The sequence below is a fragment of the Pseudonocardia alni genome (assembly GCF_002813375.1).
In the GTDB taxonomy this organism is placed as follows: Bacteria; Actinomycetota; Actinomycetes; order Mycobacteriales; family Pseudonocardiaceae; genus Pseudonocardia; species Pseudonocardia alni.
Window position 1 is genome coordinate 1,679,841 of record NZ_PHUJ01000003.1, and the last position, 15,775, is coordinate 1,695,615.

Below are 15,775 nucleotides of genomic sequence, written 5' to 3' on the forward strand. Positions count from 1 at the left end.
CAGCATCACCGATCGCCGGGATCCGTGCGACCGGCGGACAGCACGACCAGGCACAGCGCCGCGTCGCGGGGCCGGGTCAGGTCCAGCCCGGTGAGCGCGCGGAAACGGCGCATCCGGTTCAGAACGGTATTGCGGTGGCAGTACAGCGCGGACGCGACCCGGGTGACGCTGCCGTGCTCCAGCCAGGCCCGCGCGGTCGCGCGCAGGACCGCCGTCTCCTCCGGCGGGGCCGCGGCCAGACCGGCCAGCACCCGGGCGGGCAGGCCACCGTGCTCGTCGAGGGCGGCGCGGGCGACCCGCGGCCACATGTCGTGCGGGTCGTGCGGGCGAGCGGCGTCGCCGGGCAGCAGGTGGGCCATGGCCACCGCGGCCGACGCCGCGGCCGGGACGGCGGCGAGCCCGCCGACCGCCGGGATGATCACGCACGCGACGCCGTCGGTGAGGCGGGCCAGCACCCGGCCGTCGTCGGGGGCGGCGGGACGGAACACCACGACGCCCAGCTCCGCGTCGCGCAGGAACAGGCCGGTCGGGCCGCCGTCGAGGCGGGCCGCGCGCCCGCGGAGGGTGGCGGCGGCATCGCCGAGCCCGGCGCAGACGTCGAAGGTGTCCCCGGCGGCGACCCGCAGCCCGGCGGCCACCCGCGCGAGGACCTCCGGTGGGCGCGGGCCCGCGGCGAAGAGCACGTCGAGCAGCTGGCGGCGCTCGTCGCGGTGCTGCTCGGCCAGCAGCGCCCGCTCGGACAGGAACGCGACGTGCACCCGGCGGACGTAGGCGTCCACGACCGCCCACAGCCGGTCGGCGCGCCGGGCCGCGACCTCGACCGCCCCGGGCTCGCCGGCCGCCTCGGCCAGCAGCGCCGACCACACGACGGGGAAGTCGAGCCGCACGGCCCGCACGAGGTTGTCCGGGTCGACGCCCTGGCGGGCCCGCCGCCGCCCGAGCCGCTCGGCCTGGCCGGCGGGGTCGGCGGGACGGCCCGGGTCGGCGAGCCGGTCCAGCAGCAGGGCCAGCGCCTCCTCCGCGGTCTCGCGCAGGTCCGGGGCGGTGACCGGCTCGGCGCGGTAGTGACCGCCGTCGTCGAGCAGCCGCAGGAAGTGCTCGGCGAGGTCCGGGACCCGGCTCCGGACGCGCGCCACCAGCCGCAGCCAGACGGCCTCGTCCGCGGCGTCGGTCGCGTGTCCGGTGACGGGCGGCGCGGTGTCCACGGGGCGAGCCTGCCAGCTCCGCTCACCCCACGGGCACGCCGTCGACGAGCCGGTCGAGCACCTCGGTGAGCAGGTCGATCCCGGCGTCGGCGTCGGCGTCGTGGGTGAGCTCGCCCTCGTTGTGGGTGACCCCGCCGACGCTGGGCACGAACAGCAGCACCGTGGGGACGACGCCGTTCATCGGGATCGCGTCGTGTCCGGCGAGGGTCATCATCCGGCGGTGGCTCAGCCCGAGCCGGTCCGCGCACCCGGCGGCCAGGTCCACCCCGGCGGCGGGCAGCGGCCGCACACCCCAGTGGTGGGTGCGGACGACCCGGATGCCGACCCGCGCCGCGTCCTCGATGCCGGGCACGCGCTCGGCCAGCAGCGCCGACGCCCGCTCCAGCACGGTCTCGTCGGGCGAGCGCAGGTCCAGGTGCAGGCGCACCTCGCGGGCGACCGTGACGGGGCTGTTCGGCTCCACCGTCAGCTGCGAGACCGAGGTGTGCAGCGGCACCTCCGGGGTGGAGAGCCGGTCGGACAGCTCGCGGGCCAGCACGGTCAGGTGCGCGGCGCCCAGCAGCGCGTCGCGGCGCTCGTGCATCCGGGTGGCCCCGGTGTGGGACTGCTCCCCCTCGACGGTGACGGCGAACTTGTGCGCCGCCCACGTCGCCTCGACCAGGCCGATCGTCGTCCCGGTCTCCTCCAGGATCCGGCCCTGCTCGACGTGGATCTCGGCGTAGGCGGCGACGTCGGACACCGCCGGCGCACCGGTGCCCGGGCCGCCGAGCCGGTGCTGGGCGGCCAGCAGGTCCCCGGCGCGCGCCCCGGCGAGGTCGCGGGCGTCCAGGGCGGTCGCGGCGTCGAGCAGCCCGGCGTGCACCGAGCTGCCCATCAGGCTCGGGGTGAACCGCGACCCCTCCTCGTTGAACCAGCTCACGACGGCGATGTTGTGCCGCGGCGGCGGGCCGCCCGCACGGCGCCGCGCCACCCGCAGCGCGGCGTGCCCGGCGGCGAGCACGCCGTAGGCGCCGTCCCAGCGGCCGCCGCGGGGCTGGCTGTCCAGGTGCGACCCGAGCAGCACGTACGGCGCCCCGGGCGTCGTCTCGAGCAGCCCGAACTGGTTCCCGGCGCCGTCGTGGACGACGCGGAAGCCGTACGCGGTCAGCCGTCCGGCCCACCACTCGTGGGCGGCGGCGTCGGCGTCGGAGGCCGCCTCGCGGTGCACCCCGCCGCCGGCGGTGGCACCGATCGCGGACAGGGCGGTGAAGTCCTCGGCGAAGCTCGTCACCACCCGAGCCCACCACGCACGGCGGCGCCGCGGCAGCCCCCGGACGCCGCGTGTTCCGAACCCCGAGGTGTGCATCTGCACAACGATCGCGGCGCAACGCGCGACGTCCGGCTGTTCACAGACGCGCGTGGGTTGCGGATGCTGTGCGGAACTCCTGTCCCCGCCCGCGCAGCGAGAGGCCGCCCATGACCGACCGCCCCGCCACGCCCACCGTGACCGACGCGGACGCCCGCCGGGTCGCCTTCGGTGCGTTCGTCGGCACCGCGCTCGAGTGGTACGACTTCTTCCTCTACGGCACCGCGGCGTCGCTGGTGTTCAACCGGCTCTTCTTCGCCACCGGCGACCCGGTCGTCGCGACGCTGGCCGCGTTCGCGTCGTTCGCGGTCGGGTTCGCCGCGCGCCCGGTCGGGGCGGTGATCTTCGGCCACCTCGGCGACCGGATCGGCCGGCGCCGCTGCCTGATCGTCACGGTGACGATGATCGGGATCGTCACCGGGCTGATCGGCCTGCTGCCCACCTACCTGTCGATCGGGCTGGCGGCCCCGCTGCTGCTGACCCTGTTCCGGCTGCTGCAGGGCGTCGCGGTCGGCGGCGAGTGGGGCGGCGCGGTCACCCTCGCCGTCGAGCACGCGCCGCCGGAGCGCCGCGGCCGCTACGCGGCGATGCCGCAGGTCGGCGCCCCCGTCGGCACCCTGCTGTCCTCCGGCGCGTTCCTCGCGGTGGCGACGCTCCCCCCGGAGAGCTTCGACTCCTGGGGCTGGCGGCTGCCGTTCCTCGCGGCGTTCCCGCTGCTGGGGATCGCGCTGTGGCTGCGACGCCGGGTCGAGGAGTCGCCGCTGTTCGCGACGATGCTCGAGACCGACGAGCGCGCGTCGTCGCCGGTGCGCGAGGTCGTGACGCGGGCATCGCCGCAGCTGGCGGTCGGCGCCGGGTCGGCGTTCCTGGGGGTCGGCGGCTTCTACCTGATCACCACGTTCGCGATCAGCTACGGCACCGCGACACTCGGCCTGCCACGCTCGCTGATGCTGGGCGCGACGCTGGTCGCCGCGGTCGTCGAGATCGGGGTCGTCGTGCTCGGCGGCCGTCTCGCGGAGCGCCACGGCGCGTGGCGGGTCACCGTCGCCGGCGGCATCGCGTCCGCGGTCGCGGCGTTCCCGGCGTTCTGGCTGCTGGACTCGCGCTCGCCGGTCCTGGTCGTCCTCGGCGTCACGGTGGCCACCGCGCTGCTGTCGGTGCCCTACGCCGTCTCGGGGGCGTTGCTCACCGAGCTGTTCCCGGCGCACCTGCGCTACTCGGGGGTCGCGCTGTCGTCGAACCTGGCCGGTGTGGTGTCCGGGTTCGTGCCCCTGGCCGCGACGGCGCTGCTGGCCGCGGGCGGGGGCTCCTCGGCCATGCCCGCCCTGCTGCTCGTCGGGATCTCGCTCGTCACCGCCGGTTCCGGGGCGCTCGCGCCGCGCCTGTTCGCCGAGCGGGACCGGGTGGTCGCCGCGGACCGCTGAGCCACCCCGTGCCGCACGCCCGCCCCGGATACGGCACGGTGGGCACAAGGCGGGAAACGGACGAGGGGGACGTCGTGACCTGGAGCACCCGTGAGGTCGCCGAGCTGGCAGGGACCAGCCTGCGGGCGGTGCGGCACTACCACGAGATCGGGCTGCTGGCCGAGCCCGAGCGGCGCACGAACGGTTACAAGCAGTACGGGGTCGCGCACCTGGTGCGGCTGCTGCGGATCAAGCGGCTCGTCGACCTGGGGTTCTCGCTGGCCCAGATCTCCGACATGAACGACGCCGACGCCCACCCGGAGGAGGCCGCCCGCGCGCTCGACGCCGAGCTGGCCGCCACCATCGAGCGGCTGCAGCAGGCCCGCACCGAGCTGGCCCTGATCCTGGACGGTGCCGCGCCCACCGACCTGCCCACCGAGTTCGCCGCGGCCGCCGACCAGCCGATGTCCGAGGCCGACCGGTCGCTCACCCTCGTCCTTCCGCGGGTGCTGGGCTCGGAGCGGCTGCAGGCCGTCGCGGACATGCTGGCCGACGCCCGCCCGGACCCGACGCAGAACCGGTTCGACACGCTCCCGGCCGACGCCGACGAGGCCACCCGCCAGGAGCTCGCCGACCGGATGGTGCCCTACATGCGCGCGCTCTACGAGACCCATCCCGGCCTGGTCGCGCCGAACACCGACGCACCCGTCGGTGAGCAGCGGGCGGAGCAGACCCTGGGCCGGGCGATGCGGGAGTTGTACAACCGCGCCCAGCTCGACGTGCTCGTGCGCGCCGGGAAGGCCCTCGCCGCGGAGAGTGGGGACGGCTGAACCGGGCCCACCGCCGGCGATCATCAGTAGTGGGGATCGGCCCGGCCGACCGATAACGCCCCCGTCCGTTCCGCGATGCGCCGTGTGCACCGTCGGATCGGTCCGATGCGCGCAGTCGCGCACGGGAACAGGGGTGGGTCGTGCTCGGGAAGATGATCGCCGCGGTGGTCGCGGTCACCGCGACCGTCGCGGGTGTGGGGCTCGTGACGAGCGGCGGGTCGGACCAGGCCGTCGTGACCCGCATCGTCGACGGCGACACGTTCGAGGCGACCCTGGACGGCCGCAGCACCACGGTCCGGCTGCTCAACATCGACACCCCGGAGACCGTCGATCCCGACTCCACCGTCCAGTGCCTCGGCCCGGAGGCGGCCGCCCGGCTCGCCGCGCTCATCCCGGTCGGCAGCACCGTCGACCTGTCCTACGACGACGAGCGCGTCGACGGCTGGGGCCGCACCCTGGCCGGGGTGCACGACACCGGGGGCCGGCTGGTCAACGCCGAGCTCGCCCGGGAGGGACTCGGCACCGCGATGGTGGTCGGCGGCAACGATCGCTACCTCGACGAGGTCACCGAGGCCCAGGAGGAGGCGCGCGCAGCGGGCCGCGGGCTGTACGCGACGACGGTGTCCTGCACCGTCCCCGCGCAGGTGGAGCGGGCCCGCGGCACCGTCGCGGGGCTGGCACAGCGGTCGTCGTCGCCGTCGTCGGACCCGGCGCAGCTCGACGCCGCCGGCCGGGAGGCCGTCGACGCGCTGACCGTGCTGGCGGGGCTGGACGCCGACTTCCGGGCACACCGGGCGGGTGTGGCCTGGGCGGTGCTGTCCGAACTCGACCGCGCCCGTCTGACCGGGGTCCTCGACACCGCCTCCGACGACGCCCGGACACTGCAGGTCCGCTTCTCCGAGCAGGCGTCGACGGCACGGGAGTCCCAGCGCCTGGCCGCCGAGCAGGCCGAGCGCGACCGCGTCGCCCGGGAGGAGGCCGCCCGCGCCGAGGCCGCCGCCGAGCAGGCGGCCCGCGACGCCGCCGCCGAGCAGCGTCGTCCCGCCGCCGCGCCCGCCCCGGCCCCGGTCGCCCCGGCGGCCGCTCCGGCGGGCGGGGGCTGCGACCCGAACTACACCCCCTGCGTGCCGCTCTCGGCGACCGACCTCGACTGCGGGGACCTGTCCGGCGGGCCGTTCCGGGTCGTGGGGACCGACCGGCACCGCCTGGACGCGGACTCCGACGGGATCGGTTGCGAGTCGCAGGGCTGATCAGCTCAGCCGATCAGCCTGCAGCGTCGCCCAGCCTGTGGGCCCCGACCGCACGCCGGCGCATGGCCGCCTCGGCGAGCTCGTCGTCGACGCCGACCCAGATGTGGCCCTCCTCCTCCCGGACCGGGAAGACGGTGATGGGCCGGGTCGCCGGCGGGCACAGCGGCTCGCCGGAGGTGTAGTCGAAGACGCTGCCGTGACACGAGCACAGCAGTCCCGCGTCGGTGACCTTGCCGCTGGACAGCAGGCAGTCGAGGTGGCTGCAGTGGTTCGAGGTGGCGTGCACCTCGCCGTCGGAACGGGAGACGGCGACCTCGACCTCTCCGGCGAAGAAGCGGCGGACGACCCCCTCGGGGGCCTGACCGGAACGGGCGATCTTCTGGCAGTCCACGCGCTACAAGCTGGACCGGGTCTCGCGGGCGATCGGGATGGACATCCGGTCCTCCGACACCCAGTTCATGGTGTGGCTGGCCCACCACGTGGACACGCTCGCGAGCGTCGACGAGGGTCTCGACGCGGAGCTCGTCCCGCCCCCGTGAACACCGTCGCCCTAGCCCCGCCGGAACAGCACGGCCACCCGGCGCAGGACGTCGAGCTGGGCCGGGTTGTAGAGCTCCTGCGAGACCTGCTCCACGGTCCGGTGGAAGCGCCGGGGATCCGACGAGCCCAGGGTGAAGGCGCCGGGGTGGTCCGCACGCAGCGTCCTCAGGCGCGCGGTCATCCGCACGGCGAGATCCTGCCGGGCGGCGTCCCCCGCATCGGCGGCGAGGTGCTCGAAGTCGTCGTCGACGTCGCTGCGGGAGTCGGAGGCCAGCAGGTCCGCGTAGGCCCGACGTTCGTCGCGGTCGAGCAGCCGCCCCAGGACCGACGTCAGACGCCGGTCGGCGTCGGACATCGGCACGGCCGTGGTCACGGCGAACTCCGGCGGCAGGTCCGTGGCGAGCTGCTCGCTCAGCATCGTGGCGATCTCGGCGCGTGCGCCGGCCAACCGGTCCATCTGCTCCACGAGCTCGGCGTCCAGCGCCCGTAGCGCCTCGACCGGATGCTCGTCGTCGCCGAGCTGCGCGACGGTGTGCAGACCGACCCCGAGCTGGGCGAGCCGCGTGATCCGGAGCAGCCGGACCAGGTGGGTCACGCCGTACTGCTTGTAGCCGTTGCTCCGCCGCTCCGGCTCGGGCAGCAGCCCGATCTGGTGGTAGTGACGGACCGTGCGTGCCGTCGTGCCCGCCAGCTCGGCGAGCTCCCTGGTGCTCCAGGCCATCTGCACCCCCTGCCGGGTCTTGAGTGTGACGTCGCGTCAACGTGTGCACTCGCTCGCGGCGCCGGATGCGCGCCACCGGCACCGGAGGACGGGAGAACAGCATGGCAGGCGACACCGTGGCAGCGCGGGCGGTCCGTTCCGCGCGGACCGGCGCCGAACACCCGGAGGACGTTCCCTACCACCGGGCTCTGGTCGGCGACCGTCGTCAGGTCGGGCGGGGGATCGCGGCCATCACGCTCGTGGTCGTCGGGCTGTTCGGGGCCGGATCCGCCATCACGTGGCTGGCGGCCCGGATCGACCTGGCCATGGGGCGGGTCAACCCGACGCTGGGCGGGGACGACGTCACGATCGCCTTCCAGGCCGCCGGGGCGGCCTCGGTCGCGGTGCTCATCCCCTGGAGCATGGTCGTGCAGCGCCTGCTCTACGGCGTGCGGGGGCGTTCGCTGGTCTCGGTCGTCTCCCGGTTCCGGTTCGACGAGTTCGGACGGGCACTGGTGTTCGCCGGCCCGCTCTCGGTCCTCTGCATCACCGCGGTCTCGCTCGTGACCCCGGTCGAGCCCGCGCGGTTCTCCACCGTGGACCTGGTGGGTCTGCTCGCCGTCACCCTGCTGCTGACCCCGCTGCAGGCGGCGGGCGAGGAGTTCGGGTTCCGGGGGCTCGTCCTGCGTGTCGCGAGCAGCTGGAGCCGGGACCCGCGCACGTCGCTGGTTCTCGGCGTGGTGGTGTCGGCGGTGCTGTTCGCCGCGATCCACGTCCAGGGCAACCCGTGGCTCAACATCCACTACCTCACCCTCGGCGTCGGCGCGGCGCTGATCACCTGCCACACGGGCGGACTCGAGACGGCCGTGGTCCTGCACGCCCTGAACAACACCGTCGGCTTCGCCTTCGCGCTGGTGGTCCACACCGACCTGCTCGGCGGCACGGGTGCCCCTGTGCTGCTGCTCCTCGCCGTGCCCACGGTCGCCACGACAGCCGCGGTCCTGCTGTCCCGCCGACACCGCCCCACGGCCGAGGGAGTCCGGGCGAGCACGGCCTGAGCGGACGCGGCCGGGGCCTCGGCGTGCCGGGTCACGCGTGCCGGACGCACGACCGCCCGACGCTGCGTGCCGGCCCGCGCACCGGTGTGGCACCGGTCGGCGCCGCGGCCGCACGGGTGGCCCCGTGCCGCACCGCGCCGGGCACGACGCCGGGTGCGGTGCCGTCGTCCAGCACCACGTCGGCCAGCACCGTCCCCGGTCCGAGCGCCACGTGCCCGCCGTACGGCGCGGTCCCGGCCGCCACCGGAGCGGCGACCAGCAGGTGGGTCCCGGCGCCGACGTGCACGGCGAAGGACCCGTCGTCGGCGGTGGTGACCCGGTCGAGCTGGCGGCCGGCGACGTCGACCACGGTGACCGCCGCCGCGACCGGCACACCGCCGGGCCCGCGGACCCGCCCGACCGCGGGCGCGTCCGCGGGGTCGTCGGACCGGGCACCTTCGAGCAGGGTGGGCAGCTCGGCGGCGAGCAACCCGGCCTCGCGGGCGAGCACGGCGGTCCGGCCGCTGCCCGCGGCGGCGCCGACCAGCAGGTCCACCACGGCGTCACAGCTGCCCGGGGGCACCGGTCGCCCCGCGACGGCGGCCGCGGTCAGCTGCGCGAGCCGCGCGCAGGCCCCGGTCACCGCCGGTGTCCCGGCGCCGGGCCGGGCGGAGCGGGCGAGCCGCCGGGCGTGCGCGGCGACGGCGGTGCAGGCCGCCAGCCACCGCGCGACGTCACGGTCGGTGGCCCCGAGCCAGGTCCGGGTGAGCGGGCGGCCGAGCAGCAGCGTCTGGTGTACCGCCGCGTCGAGAGCGCGGGCCGCGGCCCACAGGTCGTCGCCGGCGCCCGGGTGGCGCAGGGTGCGGTCGACCGACTCCAGGAGCCCGGTCAACGCGTCGAGCAGCCCGCGGTGCGCCTCGCCGGCCGCGGAGCGGGTGCGCGTGGGCAACACCAGCACCGACACCGCGCAGCCCACGACCCCGCCGACGACGGTCTCCTCCAGCCGCAGCACCATCAGGTCGACCGAGAACGTGCCCAGCAACGCGTACAGCTCACCCAGCATCAGCGTGATGAAGAAGATCATCAGTACGTAGGAGAGCCGGAACAGGTAGAGCGCGCCGAAGATGCTGACCAGGATCACCGGCAGCACGACTGCGACGTCCGGCCCGAGCACCGGCACCAGTGCGATCGCCCCGACCAGCCCGATCATGGTGCCGAGGATGCGGTGCACGGCCTTGCGGACCGTCTCCGCGACGGTCGCGGTGCCGGTGAACGCGATGAACGCGGCCAGCACCGCCCAGTAGTAGCGCTGGTGCGACAGCGCGTCCCCGACGGCGATCGCGACGGCGGTGGCGACCGCGACCTGCACGGCCTGCCGGGTGGTCAGCGACAGCCGCGACGCGGGCCGGGTCCCGTCGGGTGGGCGGTGCAGCCGGGTGACCGTCCCCGCGGACCCGGGCAAGCCACCGCCGAACAGCTGGACGGCCGGGCTGAACGCACCCGCCTCCTCCACCGTCGGGGCACCCGGGCCGGTGGGGGTGGCGGCGAGGGCCCCGGCCCACTCCGCGCGGGCCCCGGCGAGCACCGCGACGTCGAGCAGGAGCCGGCGCGGGCCGGGGGCCGCCATCCGGTCCGCCGCTGCCGGCGCCTGCTGCGCGACCGCGTCCCAGCGCCCCCGGTGCAGCATCGCGAGGAGCGCGCGCGGCGACCCTGCGGTGCCGGTGTCCCGCTCGGTCCCGGGGCCGAGCAGGTCCGGGCCGGTCCGGGCCGAGGCGGCGACGGCCAGCTCCGCGTCCAGGACGGCGCGGCGGACGTCACGGGCGGCGGCGTCGTCGGCGACGGCGCCGGGGGCCCCGAGCTGACCGTCGATGACCAGGGCCGCCTCGGTGACCCGCTCCAGCAGGCTCGCCAGCCGGGCCTCGGCCCGCTGCCGCTCCGCGGTACCGGGCGTCAGGTCGGCGACGAGCAGCACGGTCCCCGCGATCCCGGCCAGGCGCGCCTCGAACGAGCGCAGCATCCGGCGCAGCACCCGGTCGTTGCGGATCGGGAGCAGGACCAGGGTCAGCAGCATCACCCAGACGACCGCCACCGCGACCATTGCGGCCACCCCGGCCAGCATCTCGGGGCGCAGGTTCAGGAACAGGGCGAAGAAATAGCCCATGAACCCGCCCATCCCGCAGACGAACCAGCGCAGCCCGAAACGGCGGACCCACACCGCGACGAACACCACGACGACGAACGCCGCCAGCGACGCGAGCCGGTTGCGGTCGACGAGCAGCGCCACCCCCATCCCGCCGAGCATCGACACCGCGAGGCAGCACAGCGTGACCGCCTGCCCGCCGCGGGTCGCGTCGGCGATCCCGAACGAGGCCAGCATCGCCACCACCGCCCCGATCATCATCGGCAGCAGCGGAGGGGTGCCGGTCGCGGCCGCGACCAGGTACTCGACGCCCAGCGCGGTGCCGATGGCCAGCACCGCCCGCAGCGCGGACACCAGGCGCACCAGCCCCGGGTCGGAGGCGACGAACCGGTCACGGGCCCGCAGGAGGCGTTCGGGCACGGTCGTCACACTCCTTTGCATATGCTAACGATATACCGGATCGTGATCTTCGCGCATCCCGCCCGGTGGTCGTAGCGTGAGCGGCCGGTGTGCGACCAGGGAGGTGCGCGGATGCGCGGGTACGGGTTCGTGCGGGCGGGTGGCCCGGAACAGCAGACGTTCGTCGAGGTCCCCGAACCGCGGCCGGGGCCGGGTGAGCTGCTGGTGGCCGTCCGCGCGGCCGGGGTCAACCCGGGCGACCGGCGGATGCGCGACGGCGACTACGGCGTCACCGGTCCCGCGGTGCTCGGCCGCGAGGTCGCCGGGACCGTGCTGGAGGTCGGCGACGGCGTCACCGGGTTCGCCCCCGGCGACGAGGTGTTCGGCGGCTGCCCGGACATGCAGGGCGGCTGGGCGCCGCGGGCGCGCGTCACCGCCGGGTTCGCCGCGCACCGCCCGCCGGAGGTCTCGCCCGAGCAGGCGGCGGCGCTGCCGGTCGCCGCGGGCACCGCCTGGGACACCCTCACGAACCTCGACCTGCCCGCCGGGGCGACGCTGCTGGTCAACGGGGCGGGCGGCGGGGTCGGCCTGCCTCTGGTGCAGCTGGCCCGCCGCCGCGGGCTGACGGTCGTCGGCACGGCGAGCCCCGGCAAACACTCCCTGCTCGCCGGGTTCGGCGCCGTCCCGGTGGCCTACGGCGACGGCGTCGCCGACCGGATCCGCGCGGCCGCGCCCGGCGGTGTCGACGGCGCCCTGGACCTGGTCGGCGGCGACGCGCTGCGCGCGGTGGCCGGGCTCGTCCCGCCCGCGGCGCTGTACTCGATCGCGGACAAGCCGCTGGTCGCGCAGCTGGGCGGCCGCGACGTCACCCGCGACCGCAGCACCGCGGTGCTCGACGCGCTCGCCGCACTCGTCGCGGCCGGGGAGCTCGACCCGCTGGTGCGCGAGGTCCGGCCGCTGGCCGAGGCCGGGGCGGCGCTCGCCCTGGTCGAACAGGGTCACGTGACCGGCAAGGTCGTCCTGGTGCTCTAGTCCCGACGGAACAGGAACAGCCCGTAGCGGTGCTCGTCGTCGACCCACTCGGCCTCGGCCCGCAACCCGTGCCGAGCCACGTCGGTGCGCAGCCGGTCGGGCTCGAACTTCGCCGAGAACCCGACGTTGACGCTGTCGCCGCGACGCAGCTCCAGCGTCCGGTCCAGGCCGGGCAGCACCACGGTCTGGTCCCGGCGCGCCCACAGCCGCCCGTCGACGACGTCGGCGGCGGCGTCGTAGTGCGCCGCCGGGTGCACCGCGTCGAGGGCGACGCTCCCGCCGAACCGGCGTGCCAGGTGGTCGAGGTGGTTGAGCCGGAACCGGGCGAAGGCGTCGTACCCGGGCGGGTCGTTGTAGCAGGTCTCGAACACCTCCGGCGGCTTGACCAGGTCCGCCGAGAGCAGCAGCGCGTCACCGGGGCGCAGGGTGGCACCGATCCGGGCCAGCAGGGCGGCGCGCTCGTCGACGGTGGTGTTGCCGATGTTCGCACCGAGGAACAGCACGGCCACCGGGGCGCCGCCGTCGTCGCGCAGCCGGTCGAGACCGGCCTCGTACCGCCCCCACAGCCCGGTCACGCTCAGCCCGGGCAGGTCCGCCATGCGTTCGGCGCTGAGCACGAGCATCTCGCGGCTCACGTCGATCGGCAGGTAGGTCGTCGGCCGGGCCGCCGAGCAGTGTTCGAGCAGCAGCCGCGTCTTCTTCGCGCTCCCGGACCCGAGCTCGGCGACGCGTGGGCAGCCCAACCGGGCCGCGATGTCGGTGCCGTACCGCTCCAGGAGCGCCCGCTCGCACCGGGTCAGGTAGTAGGTCGGCAGCTCGGTGATCTGTTCGAACAGCTCCGAGCCGAGCGCGTCGTAGCCGAACCAGGGCGGGATCCGCGGCAGCGGCTCGGCGAGGCGGGCGCGCAGCTCGTCGGTGTCGTCCCAGAAGGAGCCCTGTTCCAGCTCGACCGGGGCGGCGGTCACCGGCCCGGCCCGTCGTCGAGCGGGCGGCGCAGGCTCGACTCCCCCGCCGCCCAGCGGGCCAGCACGTGCCCGCCGAGCCGGTCGCCGAGCAGCCCGGCGGCCCGGATGCCGAACACGACGTCGGCGGCCAGGCCGGGCTCGGTACGCAGCAGCGGGGCGAGGACGTCGCGACGCACGACCTGCTCGTGCACGGCGTCGGCCTCCACGTGCTCGTCGTAGAAGCGGATCGCGGCGGGGCCGCAGCCGAGCCGGCGCATCGCGCGGACCAGGCGCTCCGATCCGGGCGAGGAGGTCAGCTCGACCAGCGCGAACTGCCCGACCAGCGCGCCGCGCAGGCTGCGCCGCAGCCCGCACAGCGACATGAAGTTGACCTCGGCGAGGGTCTCGGCGCCGACGGTGTCGACGTGCGCGCCGTAGGCCTCGGACAGTCCGAGGTCGCGCATCATGTCGGCGAACAGCACGGCGTGCATGCCCGCGGCGTCGCCCGCGCCGTACTCGTCGTGCTCGACGGTGACCAGGCCCGCCTTGGCGGCCGGGGGCAGCCGCGGGATCACCCAGGCCTGCGGGTCGGCCTCCTTCAGGTGGTAGATCGAGCGGTGCACGACGTACTCGCGCAGCTGCCACAGCTCGCCGCGGCGCAGCAGGTGGTGGGTCACGCCGGTCTCCGCGCCCGGCCCGACCGGCTCGACGAGCAGCTCGGCGACGGTCGCGTCGACGTCGTCGCCGGGCGGGACCGCACCACGGAGGGCGGCCAGGAACCGCTCCTCCAGCGCCACGCGCAACCCGAGCAGGGCCACCTCCCACTCGTGCTCGTCGCCGACCCCGGCGAAGCCGCGGTAGTGCAGCTCGTAGCAGCAGTGCAGGGCCAGGTGCAGGTCCTCGCCCCACGGGTCGGCGTCGCCCGCGGCGGGCAGCGCGGCGGGATCGCCGCCCAGCCGGGCCAGGACGGCGCCGGACAGCGGGCCGCGCGCCGCCGGCAGCGGCGCGGTCCCGGTGCCCGGGTGCGGGGGTGCGGTCACGTCGGGTCCTCCTGTCGCACGCGGGTGCGGTGGCTGGTGTCGCAGAACGGCGGGCGGCGGGTGCGCCGGCAGGTGCACAGCGCGGTGACCGGGCGCCGCGAGGTCACCCGGGTGCCGTCGGGCAGCTCGACCTCCACCGGGCCGGTCACCAGGACCGGGCCGTCGTCGGTGAGCCGCACCCGCGTGGGCCCGGCGCCGGTCTCACGACCCACGGACGGCCTCGATCACCACGAGCTCCTCGTCGGCGGCGCCGGGTTCGACCAGGCCGCGGGCCTCGTGCAGCGCGGTGCGGGCCCGCATCACCGGGCCGAGCGGGATCCGGGACCGGTCGGCGACCCGCACGGTGAGCCCGGCCGCGGCGAGCCGGTCCAGCGAGGCCTGCACCCCGGAGACGGCGCTGTGCACCATGAGCAGCGCGCCGCCCGGTCCGAGATGGGCGGCGACGCCGTCGCAGATGCGGTCGATCACGGCGCGGCCGTCGCGGCCGCCGTCCCAGCTGCGGGCCCGGCGGTGGCGGACGAGCCGGTCGGTGTGCGACGGCACGTACGGCGGGTTGGCGGTGACGAGGTCGAACCGCCGGCCGTCGACGGGGCCGAACAGGTCACCGCGGTGCACGGTCAGCGCGGTGCGGTGCAGCCGGGCGTTGACCCGTGCCGCGAGCACGGCGCGCCGTGACAGGTCGACCGCCGTGACCGCGCCGGCACCGCAGCGGGCCGCGGCGAGCGCCACGGTCCCGGTGCCGGTGCCCAGGTCGAGCACGGCCCCGCGGGCCCGCCCGGAGACGGCGACGGCGCGGGCCAGCATCTGCGAGTCCGACTGCGGCCGGTAGACCCCGGGCGGGGTCAGGAGCATGGGCGCCACGTCAGTGCGCGACCGTCTCGCGGGCCACCTCGGCGTGCCGGGTGCGGGCCGCGGTGAGCACGCCCGCCCGGTTCTTGTGCTGCTCCTCGTAGCGCAGCACGGCCTGCACGTCCTCGGGCGCGTCGAGCTCGCGGACAGCGCGAACCGCGTCGGGGACGGACAGATCGTCGTAGCCGTCGACCGGGAGTTCGCCGGCGCCGAGCGCGCCGCGGGACCGGCGGGTGTCGTGCAGGGCCCGGGCGGCGTCGCCGGCCCGCTCGCGGCGGGCGATGTCCTCGGCACGCTCCAGGGCGGCGTCCAGCCCGGAGCCGAGGACGTCGGCGGCGTCGCGCCCGGCGCGGTCGGCGCCGTCGCCGAGTGCCGACGCGGTGCGCCGCACCCGTTCCCCGGCCCGGGTCAGCTCGTGCCCGGCCCGGTTCAGGCCGACGGCGCCGAGGCGGGCCGGGAGCCGGACGGCGTCGGTGACGGCGCCGCGCGCGATCTGCAGCGGGGTGGCCCGCAGCGGCGCGGGACCGCCGACGGCCTCCTCGGCGAGCACCGTGGTCAGCCACTCGACGGTCTCGCTGTGGGCCTCGACGAGCTCACCGGCGAGGCGGTGCACCCGTTCCGGCCCGGACGCGGTCAGCGCCTGCAGGTAGCGGGCGCGGTCCTGCAGCTGCCGCTCCAGCGCGAGGTCCCCGAGCAGCGCCTCGTCGAAGCGCTGGGCCTGCTCGACCTGGCTCTTCACGAACGCGAGGATCCGGCCGCCGACGGCGCCGACCAGGTCGGGTACGGCGTCGAGCTCACGCAGGGCGTCCTGGATGCGGCCGAGCCGGTCCTCGGCGCGGCGGGCGTTGTCGGTGAGCTCGCGGCGGGTCTCGTCGGTGCGGGCCTGCACGGTGCGCAGGCGCGCGATCCGGTTCTCGGTGCGGGTCAGCTGCTCCAGCACACGGAGCTGGGCGACCACGGCGGCGGTATCGGTCACGAACACGTCCTCTTGCGGCGGCGACAGGGTCGCACCGCGGCTACCCGCGATCCGCGGTCCCACTCCTGCCGACCGGTGCCGCTCC

At 76.1% G+C, this 15,775-nt stretch carries 15 protein-coding genes; 5 read left to right on the forward strand and 10 right to left on the reverse strand.

The genetic code is table 11. The features are described from left to right. Window positions 1-5: 5 nt before the first annotated feature. Both ATL51_RS08620 and ATL51_RS08625 read right to left on the reverse strand, forming a co-directional pair. The gene (locus ATL51_RS08620; protein WP_100878261.1) at window positions 6-1,205 is read right to left on the reverse strand and encodes a helix-turn-helix domain-containing protein; all 1,200 of its coding nucleotides are present in this window, start codon (window positions 1,203-1,205) and stop codon (window positions 6-8) included. Between the two features lie 22 nt (window positions 1,206-1,227). Next, entirely contained in the window at window positions 1,228-2,475 is a 1,248-nt protein-coding gene (locus tag ATL51_RS08625) for a hydantoinase/carbamoylase family amidase (protein WP_301548950.1), read from the reverse strand. Window positions 2,476-2,660: 185 nt separating this feature from the next. Between ATL51_RS08625 and ATL51_RS08630 the strand changes: the two genes are divergently transcribed. The 3 genes from ATL51_RS08630 to ATL51_RS08640 all read left to right on the forward strand — a co-directional run bounded on the left by ATL51_RS08630 (window position 2,661) and on the right by ATL51_RS08640 (window position 6,033). Beyond that, window positions 2,661-3,974 carry an MFS transporter gene (locus ATL51_RS08630; RefSeq protein ID WP_100878262.1) on the forward strand — a complete coding sequence of 438 codons (1,314 nt, stop codon included), beginning with the start codon at window positions 2,661-2,663 and terminating at the stop codon, window positions 3,972-3,974. A 74-nt stretch (window positions 3,975-4,048) separates the two neighbouring features. After that, window positions 4,049-4,783: a helix-turn-helix domain-containing protein gene (locus tag ATL51_RS08635; RefSeq protein ID WP_100878263.1), complete on the forward strand. Its 735-nt coding sequence runs from the start codon at window positions 4,049-4,051 to the stop codon at window positions 4,781-4,783. A 140-nt stretch (window positions 4,784-4,923) separates the two neighbouring features. Next, window positions 4,924-6,033, forward strand: coding sequence for a thermonuclease family protein (locus tag ATL51_RS08640; RefSeq protein ID WP_100878264.1), 1,110 nt, complete (start codon window positions 4,924-4,926; stop codon window positions 6,031-6,033). A 13-nt stretch (window positions 6,034-6,046) separates the two neighbouring features. On the opposite strand, the gene ATL51_RS08645 is transcribed toward ATL51_RS08640, so the two are convergent. Continuing rightward, on the reverse strand, window positions 6,047-6,424 hold the full coding sequence (locus ATL51_RS08645) for a Rieske (2Fe-2S) protein (RefSeq protein WP_100878265.1): 378 nt from the start codon (window positions 6,422-6,424) through the stop codon (window positions 6,047-6,049). Between the two features lie 159 nt (window positions 6,425-6,583). Then, window positions 6,584-7,294 (reverse strand): MerR family transcriptional regulator, encoded by a 711-nt coding sequence (locus ATL51_RS08650; protein ID WP_100880577.1) that lies wholly within the window; start codon window positions 7,292-7,294, stop codon window positions 6,584-6,586. A gap of 101 nt (window positions 7,295-7,395) precedes the next feature. On the opposite strand from ATL51_RS08650, the gene ATL51_RS08655 reads away from it, so the two are divergent. Continuing rightward, a complete protein-coding gene (locus ATL51_RS08655; protein ID WP_100880578.1) occupies window positions 7,396-8,331 on the forward strand; it encodes a CPBP family intramembrane glutamic endopeptidase in 936 nt (311 codons plus the stop codon). Window positions 8,332-8,362: 31 nt separating this feature from the next. On the opposite strand, the gene ATL51_RS08660 is transcribed toward ATL51_RS08655, so the two are convergent. Next, the gene (locus ATL51_RS08660; protein WP_157818276.1) at window positions 8,363-10,870 is read right to left on the reverse strand and encodes an FUSC family protein; all 2,508 of its coding nucleotides are present in this window, start codon (window positions 10,868-10,870) and stop codon (window positions 8,363-8,365) included. A gap of 111 nt (window positions 10,871-10,981) precedes the next feature. Between ATL51_RS08660 and ATL51_RS08665 the strand changes: the two genes are divergently transcribed. After that, window positions 10,982-11,881: an NADP-dependent oxidoreductase gene (locus ATL51_RS08665; protein WP_100878267.1), complete on the forward strand. Its 900-nt coding sequence runs from the start codon at window positions 10,982-10,984 to the stop codon at window positions 11,879-11,881. On the opposite strand, the gene ATL51_RS08670 is transcribed toward ATL51_RS08665, so the two are convergent. From ATL51_RS08670 to ATL51_RS08690, 5 genes are read right to left on the reverse strand one after another with little or no spacing between them, the layout of a single operon-like run. After that, the gene (locus tag ATL51_RS08670; protein WP_100878268.1) at window positions 11,878-12,846 is read right to left on the reverse strand and encodes an L-histidine N(alpha)-methyltransferase; all 969 of its coding nucleotides are present in this window, start codon (window positions 12,844-12,846) and stop codon (window positions 11,878-11,880) included. The genes ATL51_RS08665 and ATL51_RS08670 overlap by 4 nt on opposite strands. Continuing rightward, the gene (locus ATL51_RS08675; protein WP_208622947.1) at window positions 12,843-13,865 is read right to left on the reverse strand and encodes an iron-containing redox enzyme family protein; all 1,023 of its coding nucleotides are present in this window, start codon (window positions 13,863-13,865) and stop codon (window positions 12,843-12,845) included. Before ATL51_RS08675 ends, ATL51_RS08670 begins: the two co-directional genes overlap by 4 nt. Next, window positions 13,862-14,077, reverse strand: a complete 216-nt coding sequence (locus ATL51_RS08680) for a CDGSH iron-sulfur domain-containing protein (RefSeq protein WP_100878269.1) — start codon at window positions 14,075-14,077, stop codon at window positions 13,862-13,864. The genes ATL51_RS08675 and ATL51_RS08680 overlap by 4 nt, the downstream gene beginning before the upstream one ends. Beyond that, window positions 14,067-14,717, reverse strand: a complete 651-nt coding sequence (locus ATL51_RS08685; protein ID WP_208622948.1) for a HemK2/MTQ2 family protein methyltransferase — start codon at window positions 14,715-14,717, stop codon at window positions 14,067-14,069. Before ATL51_RS08685 ends, ATL51_RS08680 begins: the two co-directional genes overlap by 11 nt. A 10-nt stretch (window positions 14,718-14,727) precedes the next feature. Further along, entirely contained in the window at window positions 14,728-15,690 is a 963-nt protein-coding gene (locus tag ATL51_RS08690; protein ID WP_208622949.1) for a coiled-coil domain-containing protein, read from the reverse strand. Window positions 15,691-15,775: the final 85 nt, after the last annotated feature.